The 18,012-nt window shown below is 37.3% G+C and carries 13 protein-coding genes; 6 read left to right on the top strand and 7 right to left on the bottom strand.

Going from position 1 to position 18,012, the window contains the following annotated elements; all coding sequences use genetic code 11:
- Positions 1-11: 11 nt before the first annotated feature.
- The 5 genes from R0J88_RS14405 to R0J88_RS14385 form a co-directional block, all read right to left on the bottom strand.
- Entirely contained in the window at positions 12-6,191 is a 6,180-nt protein-coding gene (locus tag R0J88_RS14405) for a DEAD/DEAH box helicase (RefSeq protein WP_410900230.1), read from the bottom strand.
- Positions 6,176-9,196: a hypothetical protein gene (locus R0J88_RS14400; RefSeq protein ID WP_410900229.1), complete on the bottom strand. Its 3,021-nt coding sequence runs from the start codon at positions 9,194-9,196 to the stop codon at positions 6,176-6,178. The genes R0J88_RS14405 and R0J88_RS14400 overlap by 16 nt, the downstream gene beginning before the upstream one ends.
- A 240-nt stretch (positions 9,197-9,436) precedes the next feature.
- Positions 9,437-10,999 carry a DNA cytosine methyltransferase gene (locus tag R0J88_RS14395; RefSeq protein ID WP_410900228.1) on the bottom strand — a complete coding sequence of 521 codons (1,563 nt, stop codon included), beginning with the start codon at positions 10,997-10,999 and terminating at the stop codon, positions 9,437-9,439.
- Positions 11,000-11,116: 117 nt separating this feature from the next.
- Positions 11,117-12,079: a hypothetical protein gene (locus R0J88_RS14390; RefSeq protein ID WP_248474539.1), complete on the bottom strand. Its 963-nt coding sequence runs from the start codon at positions 12,077-12,079 to the stop codon at positions 11,117-11,119.
- Positions 12,080-12,199: 120 nt separating this feature from the next.
- Positions 12,200-12,916, bottom strand: coding sequence for a hypothetical protein (locus R0J88_RS14385; RefSeq protein WP_248474540.1), 717 nt, complete (start codon positions 12,914-12,916; stop codon positions 12,200-12,202).
- A gap of 209 nt (positions 12,917-13,125) precedes the next feature.
- Here R0J88_RS14385 and R0J88_RS14380 point away from each other — a divergent pair, with 209 nt between their 5' ends.
- Complete coding sequence (locus R0J88_RS14380; protein WP_138561435.1) at positions 13,126-13,260, top strand: zinc ribbon-containing protein; 135 nt, start codon at positions 13,126-13,128, stop codon at positions 13,258-13,260.
- A gap of 61 nt (positions 13,261-13,321) precedes the next feature.
- On the opposite strand, the gene R0J88_RS14375 is transcribed toward R0J88_RS14380, so the two are convergent.
- The gene (locus tag R0J88_RS14375) at positions 13,322-13,501 is read right to left on the bottom strand and encodes an AlpA family transcriptional regulator (RefSeq protein ID WP_248474541.1); all 180 of its coding nucleotides are present in this window, start codon (positions 13,499-13,501) and stop codon (positions 13,322-13,324) included.
- A 125-nt stretch (positions 13,502-13,626) separates the two neighbouring features.
- On the opposite strand from R0J88_RS14375, the gene radC reads away from it, so the two are divergent.
- From radC to R0J88_RS14355, 4 genes are read left to right on the top strand one after another with little or no spacing between them, the layout of a single operon-like run.
- Positions 13,627-14,100 (top strand): RadC family protein, encoded by a 474-nt coding sequence (radC, locus tag R0J88_RS14370; RefSeq protein WP_024595466.1) that lies wholly within the window; start codon positions 13,627-13,629, stop codon positions 14,098-14,100.
- Between the two features lie 12 nt (positions 14,101-14,112).
- A complete protein-coding gene (locus tag R0J88_RS14365; RefSeq protein ID WP_410900227.1) occupies positions 14,113-14,532 on the top strand; it encodes a DUF2787 domain-containing protein in 420 nt (139 codons plus the stop codon).
- Positions 14,533-14,544: 12 nt separating this feature from the next.
- On the top strand, positions 14,545-15,105 hold the full coding sequence (locus tag R0J88_RS14360; RefSeq protein ID WP_197176839.1) for a tyrosine-type recombinase/integrase: 561 nt from the start codon (positions 14,545-14,547) through the stop codon (positions 15,103-15,105).
- A gap of 53 nt (positions 15,106-15,158) precedes the next feature.
- Complete coding sequence (locus tag R0J88_RS14355; RefSeq protein WP_410900226.1) at positions 15,159-15,398, top strand: hypothetical protein; 240 nt, start codon at positions 15,159-15,161, stop codon at positions 15,396-15,398.
- Positions 15,399-15,572: 174 nt separating this feature from the next.
- Here the strand turns inward: R0J88_RS14355 and R0J88_RS14350 are convergent, their stop codons facing one another.
- Positions 15,573-16,244 carry an inovirus Gp2 family protein gene (locus R0J88_RS14350; protein ID WP_182760924.1) on the bottom strand — a complete coding sequence of 224 codons (672 nt, stop codon included), beginning with the start codon at positions 16,242-16,244 and terminating at the stop codon, positions 15,573-15,575.
- Between the two features lie 457 nt (positions 16,245-16,701).
- Between R0J88_RS14350 and R0J88_RS14345 the strand changes: the two genes are divergently transcribed.
- Positions 16,702-18,006 (top strand): hypothetical protein, encoded by a 1,305-nt coding sequence (locus R0J88_RS14345; RefSeq protein ID WP_248474546.1) that lies wholly within the window; start codon positions 16,702-16,704, stop codon positions 18,004-18,006.
- The last annotated feature ends 6 nt before the right edge of the window (positions 18,007-18,012 follow it).

Here is an 18,012-nt window from a genome sequence, read left to right as displayed (position 1 = left end):
TTATTCCTTATTTATTGGTAACGCGCTACGACTTTTAAACCAGCCCAAAGAGCAATATCTAAAGACCCACCACCTTTTTTTCTCACTAATGTCCGCCCTGGCATAACCATTACTTTAACGATGAAAGGTGCTATTCCTTCACGCTGAGCAATATAATGGCCAGAAACAGCATCCCATGCGTCTTTCTCCGCTATCCTTATCCAGCTTTCTTTTTCAAATTCAAATACACCACCTAATTCAACTTTATCTATAGTTAAACCAGTAGCGTTATTAGAAGGAGCATTATCTGGAACGCTAACATTAATGGGGTGTCGATCATAAGTTTCTAATTTACTTCTGACCCACGACATTCTTCGAGAAAGGTTGAAGGAATCTAGCAATCTCACAAACTCAATATCAGTATATTTTTTAGCAAAAGAGTCTATAGCTTTAGATACATCATCTTTTAATATTGGATCAAATTCCCACAAGGGATGTGCAACTATCTCTAGGACTTTCTCACTCTCATTAATCCAACCATGAATGAAAGAACCATTATTGATAGGTTTTAAGCTGCCATTACCAAATGCTGAGCAATAATTTATTACTAACTCTGAAGCTTCTTCTTGCCAACTTTTTAAACCTAAACCCCACAGTTCAAAGTGTGGAGTTACACCTGGAATATACGTAGGATCCTTCATAACAAACATAAGCTCCAAACCTAGTCGCCAATCTAACAACGGGTGTAAATGACGGTTTCTGAATCCTTTTAGTAGTAAATCGGGAGTTCTCCATTCATGTCCCAACTTTTGTGCTCTCTTACACTCGTCCCTTATGAACATTCCTAATTTAGAGAAGTCTTGATTCTGTAGTGGATCAATACAGCCAGCTAATAATTCTTGCCATTTTTTGCTAGCCCAATCTACTAAGCCTGCACCATTGGGGTGTTCATCTGATAAATATAACTCAGCACCGTTCTCATCTTCGTCTTTGTATTCATGTACAGAAGCAATTTCAATATCTAAAGAATCAACATCCAACTCCAAAGCTATGGCTCTTTGGAGTATTGTTGCAGCAGAGAACCATGCAGCTTTACGGCAAGCGATCTCTTTTTTATTATCATAAAATTTAATGCCTGGCCGGTCTATTAATCTTACACTCAATAAATCTGTTGTTTTAGGCGCAACTAGTGAAGCATTAATATCTGGTTCCTTTTCATCTTTAATCCACATATCAGCATTTAGCCTCTGCCTATTTGGGCATGGGAAAATACTTCGCTTTCTAAAAGGAAAAGGCTTTAATTTTTTATTCTGAGTAATTCGGTAAACCTTTCCTTGCCTAGAAAAAGCTAAAGAAACACCGCCAATCGATTTTCTTTCACTGCTAATAATTACTGGGGAAGCAACAAATGATACAACTCCATCACCACCATTAGATTGACCTTTATTAGCTGGTTTACTGAGTTTAAAATCAGTCATAAACCCATTGGGAACTACGGCTAAGTATGCATTAGCGCTACTAGAATTACAGTTCGGACATGATTCTACTTCAGCCCTACTTTTTGCCTCTTCGATAGTTATCGATTCAACACTTAAGTTCCTGCAATCCCCACAAAATATTTGCCATTCTGTATTACCAATAGGTTTGACTTTAGAGGTCCAATTATTACTGTTTTTATGATGAATAGGACCTACAAGACCAATTGGCGTTAATAGTCTTTTATCCCAAATCCGCTCTGCCCCCGGTGCATAATCAGTTATAGCTTGCTCAATTGAACGATCCAAGGTCTTTGCTTCTAAGAATTTTTCCCCATTATTTGGAAGGGCAAAGTATAAGTTCCTAACCATAGTAGGCATGCCATACATTGGTAGTACACCTGCATCAGCTAAAGCATTAGCAAAACCTCTCGTATTATCTTGTTCACTTCTCGCTATATTATCCATCCGAACGATTAAAGCATCGACGCTTTTTGAAAGATTAACAGCTTTAATTTCTGTACCTCGAGTTATAACTTCAGCCACTTCTTGAATTGTTTTATTATTCTGATGAAGCCAACTGGCTATACTGTCCCTCCGCTCACCACCATTCTCTAGGAAGTCATGTACACTCCCCATCTCACCGTGAGTATCTGGTTGTAAACTCGATTCAGTCCAAGACAGCCCTATTGCTTTGAATGCACGACGCAGAACTTCCTTGTTAAATAATCGTTCAGCTAATATTTGTTGATCTTCACTCACAGAAATACTTGGTTGAGGTGGGATCCCGCTGGTCATTTCCTCAGGATGTTCAAAGTGTATGCGGTCATGTGTTTGACCTCGGCAGTAAGTCAGTGCAGAAGAAAAAGCCTGCTTTTTTCTCCCAGCTCGACCAGCCCTCTGTTGATAGTTAAATCGCTCTGGCGGCATATTTGCCTGAAATACTGAGAGTAAAGCACCAATATCAACACCAACTTCCATAGTTGTTGTTACTGATAATAAATCAATGCTATCTATACTTTCTTTAACAATTCGAGGAATGACATCATCTAACATTTCATTTTCAAAGAAAATATCTCTAAAGTGCCGCTGCCTTTGCGCCTGATTATCTGTTTGGCCAGTTAACTCTTCAGCATGAATACGAAATGCAGATGAAGAAATTCCCGAAAGATTTGCATAATAGTGTGCTTCTTCAACTTCCTTAGCTGTTTTTTCACCATTCGGTTTATTTGTAAGTGATGTACAACACCTAGAACATACCCCTCCTGAAGAGTGCCAATGTATCTGCGTACAATTATTACAACACCAGGGGCTGTCTTCCCGGCCTATTTTATGGACCCATAGCTTATCAAGCCTCACAATCCCCCATTGATGACCAGCCCCTATAATTAAATTACGAACAGCGTCTCTAAGCGATTCTAAAGTAGTGTTATGCTTTAGTGAACACGCTTCTAAAAACCGTTTTACTCGCTTTTTAGCTACTTTGCTTGACCTTTTATTAGGCTCATTGTAAGCCCACTCTTCTCTTGGTGATACTTCATCATATTCATAAGGAGCGGTAAAATTCTCTTCTGTAAGAATGCGAAGTACGCTTGTAGAAATATCTCTTAATACATTATTCGAAACACCATCAGGCCCTGACTTTTTGAGATCAGGTGGTAACGCTAAATACCCAAAGCCTTTAGCCTCTATGTTATATAAAAGCTTTCCTGAAATAGCTTTCCAAGCTTTTCTGCGTAACGAGCTATCCATTTTATTAATTAAAAAGCTTTTCCTCTCTTGTGTAAGATTTTCTGCTAATGACATATTTTTAAAATTAATAAGCTCTACCCAACCAAACTTATCACTATCACTATCAGAGTACTTAGTATCTACACCAGAGCCACCAGGGTTTAGCCCCAATTGAAGCATTCTCTTCCAAATAATTGGCAGCTCTCCAGCCTGCTCATTCAGTGGATGTAAAAAGCTGTCAAACCTTACATAACCTGACTTATAGCTATTGATTTGCTCTACTTGATCTTTATCTTTTGAGGTAGCACGTTTAGGTTTAGAAATGACAGTTTCAGCAGCATTCGTAAATACTTTTAATTCATCTTGAATATCTGGATCTATCTCATTTTCGATGATTTCATCGACGCTATCATCATCGCCTTGCTTTAACTTTTCTAGAATCAGCCCTTTAATTGCTTCTATTCGGTTTTCAGATCTATTCTTAATTTCATCTAAAATAAAGTATTGTAATAAATTATCCCATTGACCTGATTCAACGCCATTTGCTAACTTTGCAGCTGCTTGACGACTATCTGAAAATGCAACTAATTTTATGAAATCTTTTGGTAATATACTCATTAAATGTTTAGCAAGTAATAAGGACATTTGATCTAAACCAGTTGCAAATGCGCGTATTGGAGATGGCTTCCCGCCTTGCCTTTCAGAATAGCTTGTTTGGCAGGATGGACACATTTGCGGCATAGCAGGTAATTGGTAATCTTCATCCCAACCATTTACATCAGCATTGAACCATAAGCATTTAGTTTTATTTTCTCCCCCTTCTCCAATTTCAACTACCCCAGTATTTGAATCAATTGTAGCCTTCAGCCATGCCGCGCTTGTTTTCTCACAGGGGCTGCCTACGCGACCATCTCTTAATTTCCGCTCAGTTGAACCTTGTTCCCATATTAACTCAGCTACATCAGGGTATTGATCAGGTACTAAATATACAACTCCAAGCGTTTTATAGTTTTGTACATCTGTACGCCCTTGAGGAACAGATTCTGGCATACTGGCAATTGCCGAAGGCATAGGAGCGAGTTCAAATCTTGGGTGATTTAACGTGCCACCAGCATTCATTTTATAACCAGCTAATAGCTGAGTACCGCAACACTCACAGTACAAAACTTCTAATACACGCTTTCCCTCATAGGAGATTTTTGGCTCTGGTAATAAACACCCAACTCTTCGATGGTTATCTTCTATTTGTGGTAAATCAGAGGTCCCCCAAAGTCCATCAATATTTTTCACCATCCAATGAAAGCGTAATCTGGGTAGGGTATCTCCTAGGAAGCCTCGGCCACTATTTTTTATTGCTGTTGCTTGTCCAAATGCATAAAAAAAACCCCTCACAGCGATATACTTATCTTTCGGTTGCAAAGTAGGAAACCATTCTTCAATTAAACTTTCTAATGATAAGGAGGTAAAACGATTACGAGCTTTATCAAAAAAGCTATACGCTAACGTATCAATATTACTTTTTGTTACTAGCTTCTTCACCAGTTGATCATTGGGTTTATGATTCATGCTAAGAGCAACGCCTAATTGCAAGCAGGCGTTACCATCCCTTTCGGAAATAGAACGAGGAGTCTCATCTGGTGGGTAGATGGACTCACCACTTTCTATATGAAATTGCCTCTTTGCCTCATCAGTAGTTAAACCAAACATACCTCCTAGAAAATTATATGACTCATCTTTATCATCAAGCGAAGCACTAGAAGCTAATATTTGAAGCTGCTTACTATCAGGCGATAATCCTAATCGATCCATTAACAGCCGGAGTAAATAACCGACTTCAGTTCCAGATGAACCTCTATATAAATGCAATTCATCTATAACCAATTGAAATACATGATTATCTCTATCTTCTGCCAGCCACTCTTTCGTTGACTCAAAAATCATTGAATCAGCTCTGTCTCCAAGGACTTCCTCTTTATTATGGCGCATTAACATTATAGAAAGCATGCTAACGTTTGTTATAAGTAAATCTGGCGGTGAATCTTGCATTTCCCAGCGATGAAACATTTCACAAGCATCAACATCCATATTTGGAATAAAGTCTCGCTGCTCCATTAAAGCCTCAAGCTCACTTTGAGCTTCCTCAACTCTAACTCCATCTATTTTAGCTTTATTAAAACTATTTTTTGCAACTTCTAAACGCTTTTTATAATCAACATGCTCTTCTCTAGCAACATCAATTTTTTTTCTAAACTCATTTCTCTTAGATGTATTCGCCTTACCATCTGCCTTAAAAGGATGTCCTGAAACAGGTGTAGAACCATTATATCGGCCAAATCGAATTCTATTTCCAGCTAACGCTGAATCCATAGCCCTATGGGATTCTTCCGAGTCTAAAGCCCCCCTAAGTCTTGATATTTGATCTTCTACTAACGCATTCATCGGATATAACAATAAAGCACGCACAGCAGGTCTTCGCGTCTCTTGCCTAATATCTCTTCTGCTATCATTCCATTTTATCTTAGATGGCCACTCCGCCTTTATAGCAGCTGGAGCTGCCCATTTTGCTTTTGCTTCTTTAATTATTGATGCTATTACTGGTAATAAGAAAGCCTCTGTCTTTCCAGAGCCAGTACCCGTCACGACGACACAATGTTTCCTTTCTTCTGCTATCGCTTTTTTCAACATTGCTTCTTGATGTTTATGCAAATTTACAAAACTAGGAATAAGTCCAGATCCAGCTATTTTACGAAAAGCATCAATTACATCTTGAGATAATGCGGGCAAGTCTTTAATACTTAACTCATCTAACTTTTTCCCTGATGCATAGGTTGGCAACATCTCTAAAAATGCTTCTTGAAAAAAAACACCAGGAGTATTTAGTAAGCGCTCTCTTTCCTCTTCAAAGGATTTTGAATTAGTGCCAAATGCCGATTTTATGTATTTTTTTAAATGGCTTTGCAAGTCTTCCCAAGCACCAATAGGATCTTTATCTATACTAGCTGACATTTTTCATCCTTAAAATTTATTGTGTGGGAGTTATTCCCTACTTCTTTGAGCTCACCGCCTAATAAAGATACGACAATCAGTGCAATTTTTTCTGGCACCCAACGATAGCAAAGCCATCTACCATCTGACATATCATAATACGCAGAGCTTACCTCAACGACACAATTATCATTAGAATCATAAAGTGAAATTGAATCGTCATTGTGCACTCCAACAGTCTTAATCAATAAAGGGCTACTCCCAGAGCAAAGTGTTAATATTCGCTCTATGATAAAGGGGGGTTCCATTCTAGCTGGCAGCCATAAACATCCACTTTCTTTATCGAAGTGAATTGGCCAAGGACTGGCATCATCAAAATTCATTGTACGTTTAACAAATTCAGCAAAAGCATTTATTGCTATCCAGACTCCCCACCTGGAATCTTCAATGAAACTATACCTAGAAAGATGGTCCTTAAAATTCCACCCTAATTTATAGACTCTAAGCCCTTGTACTTGTGGATCTTCGTATCTGAATAACTCAAATACTCTTTTAGGATCAACCATAATATTTTCCGAAACACCAAACACTCCATTCCCAGGGTTAAGCCGCTCCAGATAATTAGGTGAATAGCCTTGTTCGTGATACCAAGACAAACTTTCCTTCATTTCTTTAACTGAACCAACCCATTGAGATAATTTTCTAATAGGAAGCTCTTCTACTAAAAATTGATATTTTTCAGCTATCTGTTTGAGCAAACCGGGGTCATCTATGTAGAATCTGACTACTGGAAGGGTATCTGAATTTGTTTTTTCAATAAGTATAAGACAATGAGTTGTTAATTCTTTCCACTGTTGCAATCTCAAACTACCGCATACACCATAAACCTGCCTGTTTCTATTATCTGTAATTGGCAAGCTATAAATTGTTGGGGGAACAGAGCAAACTCGTATCATATGACCTTTAGCATCACATTCAATCTCAACATGTCCTCTTCGCCTTAACTCACGTATCAATAAAGCAGGTGCAACATCTTTAATATTAACGTTATTAGCAAGACGTCTAATTTGATCTCGAGCTACACCATAACTCATTGATCCATAAGGAGTGGCAGCAATGGAGTCTAAAAATTGAGCTGAAATATTAGGCTCTATACTCTTCCAAACATCTTCACCATCCCAACTCATAAAGGTTAGGGGGGCAGTTTGAAAAGAAGTAATATTTAAACCTTCAGTAAATGCCTTATTTATTGTAGCTCCACAGAGCCCTGTATCATCAGGCAAGACCTTGCCATAACGATCTAATGAGAACTTAGTTCTCTTGGATGCAGACAGGCTGCCAATCGCTAAAACCTTAAGCCCGGCAGTACATAATATTTCTTCTGCCAGCCTTACACCTATTCTGAAAGCATTTACACCTTCATCATCTAAGGAAAATTGAAAGCGCCTTATTAATGTTTTGTCGTCACGGTTAATCTCTTGAAAGGTTATACCTGAACAGTTAAGTTCTGCCCCCTCAGGTGCTTCAACTTCAACTATTGGTAAATCGTAATATGCATACTGCTTACTACCTGATCCAATAATAGCTTTCCCCCCAACAAATCGGATACGAGCTCTAGGTGGATGGATTGGTTCCTCATCAAGGATCAAGGCTCTTTGCTCTGCTGTAACTTTAGAAATATCCGGAATACAAATAAGGTTACATTCACCGGGCAAGCCGGGGATATCTACCGGGTCAAAATCTATTTTCTCATTATTTAAAAGCTGCTCTAAATTTGAGTATATCGAGGGGAAATAAAGAAGATAAGCAGGGCCTTGTAGAGGTATTTCTCGCTCTATTAACGTATCTTTTAATAAGGGGTCAGGGCTATCCCACACTAGTACTCGAATTTTATCCTCTCTTAAATAAATTTTTCTTTCGTTACGTTCCCCCTCTCTATCTGAGTAAGTTAATAGTGAATCAATTTTCGCCGTTGCAGATTTCCCTAATACATTTCGCATATCAGATTGAAGATTAGAGGGAACTGCAAAAATGTGACTTCCACTTAATTCTAAATCTGCTCCAACTTCATTCGAACAACCAGCTTTAATAGCGTAATTCACTCCAGCAATTGTTGCTGGTAAGCGCCAACCAATCTCCCAAGAGAGAGAATCCTCCTCATCATTCATTCGTAAGATCAACGTCAGTTCATCATTTTCACTGTTTACTGCTTTTCCATCAAAGTAGCTATTATTGGAGCTATCGCGGATTGGAACCTGACCGTCCCAAAACTCTAGATGTGAGTTAAGTGATTGCTTTAAATGATCTGTGTAATTCTTATCATTCATAGCATCTTTTAGCCCCAAACTTAAGTAGTCCGAGTTCCGGCCAACTTCTAGTAACTTTAAAAAGCTATTTTGATTTAGTGCTTGCCCTGATTGCAATCCACAGCTACCAAATAAACGACTTAAGCCTTCTAAATCTTTATGGGTAATTATTGTTTGAGCATATGCAATACCAACAAACCTATGACTACCAAGAATATTGATATTAAATCTACCAAACCGGCCTTTTTGACTGAAGTTTGACCAGTTATCTAAGTCTAACCATACAGATTCCATAAGTGAGCCTGTATTATTAGGAAATGCTTCATCTATTAAACTGCTAACAGTAGAATAAAAACCTGTATTTTCTGACTCTGATTTGGCAAGAACCCATATTGCAAGGTATGGTAGATAGGTAGGCGCTTTAGAGTCTCTGTAATTTTCTGACATTTCCCCAGGGTCAATATAACCATACCTCCTTTTACTCGGCCATACTCGCTGACTCACTAGTTCATTCGCTTTTTCAGCAATATTTCCTTTAAAGCTCCGTAGGCATTTTGGCCCACTTTTAACCGCTTCAATTAGACCGCTTGCTCCACCTTTCCTAATCCCAATACCTTCGAGTTCGCTTCTTGTTGTTGGTATCCAAACCTCTTGATTAGCTCTAGTAGGAGAAAAGTATTCTTCAAGTAAAAGTAAGTTCCATTCCGCAAATAAAGACATACAACTTCCATATTATTTTTATATTTTAACTTCTAACTTAACTGAAACTGAACACTAAAACTAGCCTCAGTACCAATAATTGTATAAAGGAGTCATCAATTTTTATTAGGTAACTCAGCTACAAGTTTAAAATTATAAAATCTAATTCCGATTAGATTAGAGTTGAAAGGTATAGCGAAAGGACGGGTAAGATACTTTGATAGCACCTTACCCGCTAATAGAGATTTTAATTTAAGTATGTTAAGTGTTTAGTTCTTCAATAACTAATCCTAACTTCCTACCTAACAATGGAGGAACAGCGTTACCAACTTGCGTATATTGAGGTACTTCATAACGCCTCATTTTACCGCCAGTAGTAACTTTGGAGCGAAATTCAAAATTATCAGGAAAAGACTGTATGCGCGCCATTTCTCTTACGGTAAGTGTACGAAGCTCATCTTCATGATAATGACAAGCATCATCAGGAATAGATAAAGCTGCTGGTGCAGGTAAATTTGAAGCCAAAGCCTTCTGTGTTTGTTTTTTAGTTGGATGAAGTTTCAGATAACTAATAAACTCTTGAAGACTTTTAATAAGCTCTAATTCACCATCTAAATTTAAATACTCATACTTAGATAGTGCAGCCCATGCATCATTACTAAGGGTTGTAGATTCGCTTTTTAAAATAGCGAATACTTCTTTACTTATAGCTTTACTACCTACTTGTTGCAGTACTTGATAAAGCCTAAAGCGCCTTTGTACAAGTTCACCATTCGCACGTTTATCGTGATTTGGGGTAACGCCTCTATCTGGCAATTCAAAGGTACTGTTAAGTTGAGTAACAAAGTTAGATGATTCTATACCTTCACCTCGAAGATCATCAATTGCCTCACTAACAGAAACCTGAGCACCATTTACTAGCTCAGCTAAAAAACTTCCTTCAAAAACCTTTGGTTGTTTATCTACATCAAAGTAATCTAAATGACCAAATTCTAATTCAGCACCTTTCCTTTGTACCATATTGAAAAACGGTAAGGATGACGCGAGTAAACTAAGGCTTTGCTCATTCAAATGCTGCGCTTCTAAAATAACTTCATGAACATCTTGTCGAATAGCTATAAGAATAAAGCGAGGTCTGTTTTGTGCAATGCCTACGTAACGAGCATTAACGTGAAGGCAAAGCGGCACGTACCCGATAGAAGCGAAAGCTTTCGCGACTTCATACCATGCATGGTACTTATTGCCATCATCGTCTTGAAATGCTCTTAAAATACCTGTTACGTTTTCAAGCAACGCAAAACGCGGCCGAGTACGCTCAACAAAAGAAACAAATTCCAAAGGTAAGGTATTCTTTTCACAATCTTTTTTACGTGCACCTGCCATACTAAAGCTCTGACAAGGTGGGCCGCCTGAAACAAGTGTTAATTCACCTTTCCCGAAACTATTATGTAACGCATCAGCGAGCTCAGGTCGTTGTGATAAAAGAGTGTTTAGTTCCCTGACACTACCAACCAATAACTTGCCTTCGTATTCACAAACATCAACAGGTAAATCTCTGTAACCACTCTCATCAATAGTAGGAAATTCAAAAGGGTTTTCTCGTAACCTAGCATTCAAGTCATCATTGCGACTATTAATCCACTTCACTCGTTCCGGCTTTGCTTGGGCTTTAGCTAAGTCACTTAAATTTTCATTAAAGAAATTATAAGCAAACGTCTCTGCTGCCATAGGTGATAATTCATTACCTAAAACAAACTCAAAACCCACACTTTCTAAACCTAATGAAAGGCCGCCACAGCCAGCAAACAGCTCAATATGCCGCACAAATAAATACTCCGAAACTTTAATAGCTAACAGTTTAACGCAACCCTGAAGCTAAGTCCAGGGTATAAATATAAGCTAATTGTTTATATAACTGATTTAATAATTAAGGAGAGGGAGTTATTCATTTGCTAATTGTTTAATTTGACAGGCAAATTCTTCATAGTTAATTGCATAAGCTTTTAGCCATTTTAAACGCCTTTTAGCATTTACAGCTCTTGGAGTGCCTTCTGCTTTCTCCAGCCTTCTTTCAGCATCTTCTATTGCTGCTAGTCGCTCACGTTCAATGACAACATAATGTGTTTCATTATCTAAATAACCAGCGGCTAAATCATCACCAATGTCTTTCGTGCTTTTACTTGATGCATTACAACCATTGAGTGAACACAAATATCTCTTAGCACCTCGGTGCAATTCACTTGAGCTTAATCGGGCTCTATCATTAGTGCTAACTTGGACAGCAATAAATGCTGAAACACTATTGATATCGCCACTTTCCGCATATGGAATTACGAAATCGGTATTAGAGCCTTGATAAATAAACTGTGTTCCGTAAGTTTCACCTTTAACTAAGCCTATTGAACGCATTAGTAACTCTATAGCTTGCTCAGCTGCGTTGCCTGCAGAAGACTTTCTAGATTGAGAGTTACTAGATTCAGCATATAAAGCAATTAGCATAGTAGCTCTTGCTTTCGCATCTTTATCTTCTGATTGAAGTGCATCTTTGATTATGGTCAAGAGCTTAGCTTCATTGCCTTTAAGAGCATCGCCCTGAAACTTAGGAAAGATTTTGTAGAGATCGTAGAATAAGTTTAGTTGCCCTCCTTGGTTTAACTCACTCGCCATACTTGCAAATGAATCAATTAAAGCATTCGCGTCATTCTTCACGCTATAAACTAAGCTGTTACCTTCACTTATTATATTTTCTTTAATTTCATCCCTTTTTTCATTTCGGGCCCATGTCATAAAACCTTTACCAAAAAATACTGGTTTTAAAGCATCCTTTAACACGACATGCTCAGCATTTGATACTGGCTCACCAGCAAGCAAAGCTAGTAGAATGTTTTCAATATTATAATTCATATACTTGTAATCCTTACGTTTTATGAATCATCCTACCAGAGTCTGAATTGATCACATACACTTTTGATATTTTATAAAGCTATCTAACAAAGAGAAAAAGTAGCTTATAGCTGAACTGTATTAAAGATATGTTTTTATTATTTCTCCCACTTTATCTAGCTCAACATTAGCAACTAAGTTACGCCCTAAGAAAGGCGCGATTACCAATATTGGTAAACCATTGGCTTTAAGAATTTTCAGCGTATTTTTAACCCCAACCGATTCAAGCACTTCCGTGTAATCAATTCTATTATCGTTGCAGCTCCAAAATGCCATTTTGTACTCTTCAAGATATTTTTGCCCAAAGCAAACTATAACCTTTGGCTCAAACTCTTTAACTAAGTCATTAAATAATTTAAACCGTGAAACAGAACAGTGTGTTTGATAGTGATATTTGATCTTGGTTTTCGTTAATTCGATATGCTCCTCTGACCAAGTGTTCATATTCTTGCAAGGGAGGGGGAACAAATTTAACTTAAACTCATTCGAATCAAAATTACAGTAGTGATCTTTCATGTAATTTTTATAACCATCTTGAAATTCAAAGGCCTTACAAAGGATTTTTGCTATTTTTTGGTCGAATTGCCATTTATAAAAATTCAGGTTTTCAGCTTTCCACCCACTAGATAAGTAAGGAACGCAATAACCATGTACTTCGTGGGTTGGCCGTGTTATTTCTGAGGTAACCTTCTCATCTGCGCCACCCCATTCAAGCCCTGAAAGCCATAAAGGTGCACTAATATTCCCGCCATCCATACCTGAGAGCTGCTTTTCTAAATCATTAAAAAAAGAGTTCATATCTTTTCCTCGTTGTTAAATAAGTAGCCAATTTATCGCTTACGATTTTAAGACTATAAATTACCTTTAATACCTTTACAGATGGATGTCTTATTACTAAGTTTAATAAAACCTTTCAATTAATACATTCACTATAAAACTGAGTTTTATTGAATCACCAATTCAATAATAGAAGTAGCTTTTTAGGTAAACTTACAGAGGATATAAAAATGTCTACAACAGGGGAAAAACCAGGTACTGGCACTTACCAATGTGATAATTGCGGCAACACTGTAACACTTGACGATCATGATGATACTTTGCCACCTTGCCCTAAATGCCATGAAACAGAATACACACCGTAGCAACTGCTCTTCAAGAGCTATCTAAATAGATAGCTCTTATTACCTTACAAAGTAAAAACAATTAACCTCTTTCTCCTAATCTATCCATGATCCAATCATCTACTTCAGATTCTAACCAAGCTACTGATTTAGCGCCTAGCGATACTTGCTTTGGGAATGTGCCTTCTGCAATAAATTTATAAATGCTTGAATGGCCTAATGATGTTTTTTGTATAACTTCTTTTAATTTGATTAAACGCATGGAGTTTCTCCGGTTGGTTATTAGTACATAACCTTTCCGGGGTCAGTATTTTTTTATGCTCTTCAAACAAAAAACTTACACATATACATCACTAACTTGCATGAACCACTTAAGAGGAATTTACAATGCAAGGTCAACAGTCGTTATATGAATTTAAACACCCAGTAAATGACGAGCAAATCCTAGAAGCCGCTGCATACATAATCGCTAAGAAGCAGTTTAGAGATGGCGTTTTAAATAGCCCTAATGATTGCGAAGAGTACTTAAAACATAAACTCGCGATACATGAACATGAAGTATTTGCCGTACTGTTTTTAGATAGCCAGAACCGCATACTGGAGTTTAAAGAGTTATTTAGAGGCACTATTAACGCAGCTAGTGTTTACCCTAGAGAAGTCGTTAAAGAGGTGCTGGAGCTTAATGCTGCATCCGTTATCCTGGCGCATAACCACCCTTCCGGCGTTACTACCCCATCTCAAGCAGACAAGCTTATTACTACCAAACTTCAACAGGCACTTAACCTAATTGATGTATCAGTGCTTGATCACATCATCATTGGCGAGAGCACGTATTCATTTGCTGAACATGGATTAATTTAAAAGGAGTTAAATATGGCGTTACAAATAGAGCAAGTATCAGGCTTAAAAGTGCCTGAATCTTTTATTGGTGTAATTATAAGTGCAGTTACTAATGGAGGTGATTATGTAGGAGTGGCTAAGGCGGTTACTATAAACTTTAGAGATCCAGATTACAGTCCTGAAGGTGGAGGCTTTCACCCTGTAGAGGTTAGGTTAGAAAAGCAGGCCACCAGCTGGCAGCTTGTTTATATTACTGACTTTTCATATCAGGGTCGCCATACCCCTGAGCTGATAAAAGAAATTGATGTGTGCTTCAGCATGAAGCAAGTTTATCACTTTCTAGCTGGTTGGTTGAACGCTAAGGAAGGTAAAGAGTTGTTAGCCTTGTTTATTTCAAACTTTGTTGAGTACTACAACACAGGTTGTTATCAGGTAACGGTTACTACTGAGTAACTGGAGGTTTTTATGGCTGAAGTACAAGCGGTTAAAGATCTTGATACAGTAAGGCTCGTTAGCTATTTACTAGAAAAGCGCTGCTCAAGGCAAATGAGCCAAATATGGAACATTGGCTTAAATCTCGCGCTTAGAATATCTGACTTACTTGCAGTAAAGTTCACTGACATAAATAACGATAGGTTGATTATTTATGAGTCAAAGACCTCGAAATTAGCTGAAATAAAGCTAAATGATAAGGCGCTTACCTTAATCAACGAAATTAAACTTACTCATCCACACCACATCTACTTATTTCAATCATACCGAAATCAACAAGCAATTAACTCAAAGCCTAAACCGCTATCTCGTAGAGCGGTTACAAAAGCATTTGCGCTAGTTGGTGAAGAACTAAACATTCATTTAGGTACTCACTCAATGCGTAAAACACGCGGTTATCACTTGTATCAGAAAACCCACGACATCGCCCGAGTAATGAAAATGCTTCGCCATAGCTCCGAAGCAACAACACTTCGTTATATAGGCATAACACAGGAGGAAATAGACAAAGACTTTGAAGAACTAGAGCTATAACCCCTTGTAGCGTCATTCTGGCGCTTGTTTTACTTAACTAAAAGGAAGGCATTATGTCTTTAGATAAAGCCGTTTCATGCGGCTTGGTTGGTAATGAGTTATCTAAACAGATAACTGGCAGTAGTGATTCTAGCGTAAGCAGAACAGCTGTGGCTATAGGCTCCGGTGCAGCCGCTGGAGCGCTTACATCTGGTGCAATAGTAATTGGTGCTGGTGTTGCCTCTGCGCCTGTTACAGTCCCTTTGGCGATAGCTGGTGGAGTCGTTGCTGGCATTGCTAGTTTGTTTGATTAGTTAAATACGAGTGCTCTATATGAGCACTCTTTTAAGATGTAATAACACCGTTTATTTTTTAGGTTCTCATAATGGTATTTTGGGAACTTGCCAGCCCTTATATACTAAGGATTTGAGCTTATTTAGCTAGTTGAAGGTCTCAAAACACTTTTAAGTAGCTTAATGGGAAGTTGATTACCTTCTGCTGCAACCAAAGTAATTATCTTTACTACCAAAAGCTTTTGTATCAACTTTTGCAAAATAACTAACTCTAAAGAATAGCTGTTCAAAATCCTCTGCAAAGTTTTCACTGTTCCTATTAAGCCTATATGTATGATTATCAGGAAATTCTACACACTTACCTGCATCATAGGTTTCAATCCCTATAGACTTGGCCCAGGCCCTTATTATACGAGAAGCCATATTATCACCATTACCTTGATAATTACCTAAACCATAATAAGTGTCTTTATTCAGAAAAATCGCAACATGATAATGAGGCATGCAAGAGCTATCTTGCTCTTTAACCCATATGTATCTCAAACTACTATGGTGAGCATTACCGTTTCTTTTAATTTTATCTTTAATGTCACGCTTTATTTCTAGATCAAGATTCTTAAAAAAGCTCGATATATGCGATGTTTGTAAACTTGCGATTTGATCAATAATCCCAAAGCTAACTGGAAATCTTAAATCAAATCTAATAGCCAAAGTTCTAGGATGTTCATTCAGGCTTTGAGTTAGAACCTGCTCAATAGATATTAAATAATTTTGTATCAAGTCTCCTTTATTCCATACAGGAATATTTTTATAGAACCCTACTTTGTTTATCACTAAGTTCCTATTAACTGGATGACGTTTATTCATAATTTCCTCTTAATTTAATTAGTCACATAAGAGGTGTCTCCTTAGTAATTATTTATCCATTATTCCTTAATATGTTGGAGAGATAGTGCCGTGTATATATTACCTATACAGAAAAACAACCCATCAGATTTGTGTGGTATGAATCAAAAAACCATACGCTGTTGAGTTGAATTTAACAGAAAGAAAAAAGAGAAAAGTAGTACCGATGCGGGATCAATTCATCTGCCTACAAAGCTTAATATTTGCTTTTTCAAAACTAGCATGCGATAGATCATAAAATAAAAACTAAGAAAATAAACACCAAAAAACAGCTAACCCCAGTAAAAACGTGCTCATACAAAGCATCTTAGTTACGTATTTTTTACTATATATAGTTTGATTTTTTATGAATAAATCACTTATAAATTATGCTTTAGTTATGCTATAAATGAACTTCACTTAATAAGGAATTACAAAAATGTCATGGCTAGACACATTCAAAAATGATGAAAGATCGCTCTTGTGGTTAGTTAAATATATTCATCACACTGAGTTGTTTCAGGTAAATCAACTTCCTAAAAACATTAAAGAAGCTCGCTATATTATTCAGTGTTGGGAAAATGAATCCATTAATGAAACAGGGTGGCGTCTCAAGTATGAATTGAGAAAGTTAATGAAGAGTTACTTTGCAAATATTCTACCTATTGAGAGTTTCAATTGGCTGTCAGATAGTGAGCCAAAACAGTTATGCTGGGTATTTTTTTACTTGAAATTTAACCCTCCTAAACGCTATTACTACGCCCCCCCAAATAAGTACTTTCGAGATTTTGCTTGTAACGTTAAAGAGATTTACCCTCTAATCATTAGAATTTTTGATGCCTCACTTTGCAATGAAGGAGTTAAACAAGACTATTTACTGACGATGAAACGAGACTATTCACAGTTTGTAACAGGTAAAAGCCTACTTCCCTGGTTAGATATAAAAGATGAAGAAACATGTAGCTGGATTTGGCGTTATCTAACAGAAAAAATAGATGAGGCGGCAGAGGAAAAAATAGCTTTCCAATTCATTAAACCAATTGATAATGAGACAATTTATTGGTCTGTTATTGCCTTGATAAGTAATTGGAAGCACTTAAAAGGGGGATTTATAGAAGCAATTAAAGTCCCAATATTCGATCATATCATTACAACTAAAAGTTTGGATGTTCAAATCGATTTAAACTATTATGGTAATGAAACTATAACTAAAAATAGTAATGAAACAGAAAACGCCACCCCCAACACTATGGACCTCTTCAAACCGTCAGACATTGAACTAGTTGAGCTTAATGAATTCAAGTCCATCAATGATGCATATATGCCTTGTATCATTTACACCGATACCTATTACCCATACGAAACTATTGAGCCATCATATATTTTTCGATCCAGACTAAAATATCTCTTTATGGTTAGCCTCAAGCGTAAAGGTGAAGTACATATTCGCAACTGGCCTGAAGTAGACTTTAAATATCAAAAATTTAAAACAACAAGCCCTATAATAGGTTCCAGCAATAAAGTTGGTCGTTTTATTAACAAATATGAGGATAAGCTCCCAACAACAGCTGAACTAAACACATCATTATACAACGCACATAAACAGAAAATGTTTCGTCAAAAAAGTAGTAGCCCGTTAGGCTTAACCAAAGCAAACCAAAAAAAGCTAACCAACTACGCTAAAGATCAAAATACCACTGAAAAAAAAGCCCTCAATGAACTAGTTAAAACAATGCTTGATTAGCTCCTA

Origin of the sequence: Pseudoalteromonas sp. SIMBA_162, from assembly GCF_046535955.1 — a bacterium.
Lineage (GTDB): Bacteria > Pseudomonadota > Gammaproteobacteria > Enterobacterales > Alteromonadaceae > Pseudoalteromonas > Pseudoalteromonas marina.
The sequence above is the reverse complement of the archived record's forward strand: the minus strand, read 5'-3'. Positions and strand labels throughout refer to the sequence as shown.

Coding starts and splice junctions, on each gene's coding strand:
- R0J88_RS14405 (WP_410900230.1), bottom strand. CDS start 6,191: ATGTCAGCTAGTATAGATAAAGATCCTATTGGTGCTTGGGAAGACTTG.
- R0J88_RS14400 (WP_410900229.1), bottom strand. CDS start 9,196: ATGTCTTTATTTGCGGAATGGAACTTACTTTTACTTGAAGAATACTTT.
- R0J88_RS14390 (WP_248474539.1), bottom strand. CDS start 12,079: ATGAATTATAATATTGAAAACATTCTACTAGCTTTGCTTGCTGGTGAG.
- R0J88_RS14385 (WP_248474540.1), bottom strand. CDS start 12,916: ATGAACTCTTTTTTTAATGATTTAGAAAAGCAGCTCTCAGGTATGGAT.
- R0J88_RS14380 (WP_138561435.1), top strand. CDS start 13,126: ATGTCTACAACAGGGGAAAAACCAGGTACTGGCACTTACCAATGTGAT.
- R0J88_RS14375 (WP_248474541.1), bottom strand. CDS start 13,501: ATGCGTTTAATCAAATTAAAAGAAGTTATACAAAAAACATCATTAGGC.
- radC (WP_024595466.1), top strand. CDS start 13,627: ATGCAAGGTCAACAGTCGTTATATGAATTTAAACACCCAGTAAATGAC.
- R0J88_RS14365 (WP_410900227.1), top strand. CDS start 14,113: ATGGCGTTACAAATAGAGCAAGTATCAGGCTTAAAAGTGCCTGAATCT.
- R0J88_RS14360 (WP_197176839.1), top strand. CDS start 14,545: ATGGCTGAAGTACAAGCGGTTAAAGATCTTGATACAGTAAGGCTCGTT.
- R0J88_RS14355 (WP_410900226.1), top strand. CDS start 15,159: ATGTCTTTAGATAAAGCCGTTTCATGCGGCTTGGTTGGTAATGAGTTA.
- R0J88_RS14350 (WP_182760924.1), bottom strand. CDS start 16,244: ATGAATAAACGTCATCCAGTTAATAGGAACTTAGTGATAAACAAAGTA.
- R0J88_RS14345 (WP_248474546.1), top strand. CDS start 16,702: ATGTCATGGCTAGACACATTCAAAAATGATGAAAGATCGCTCTTGTGG.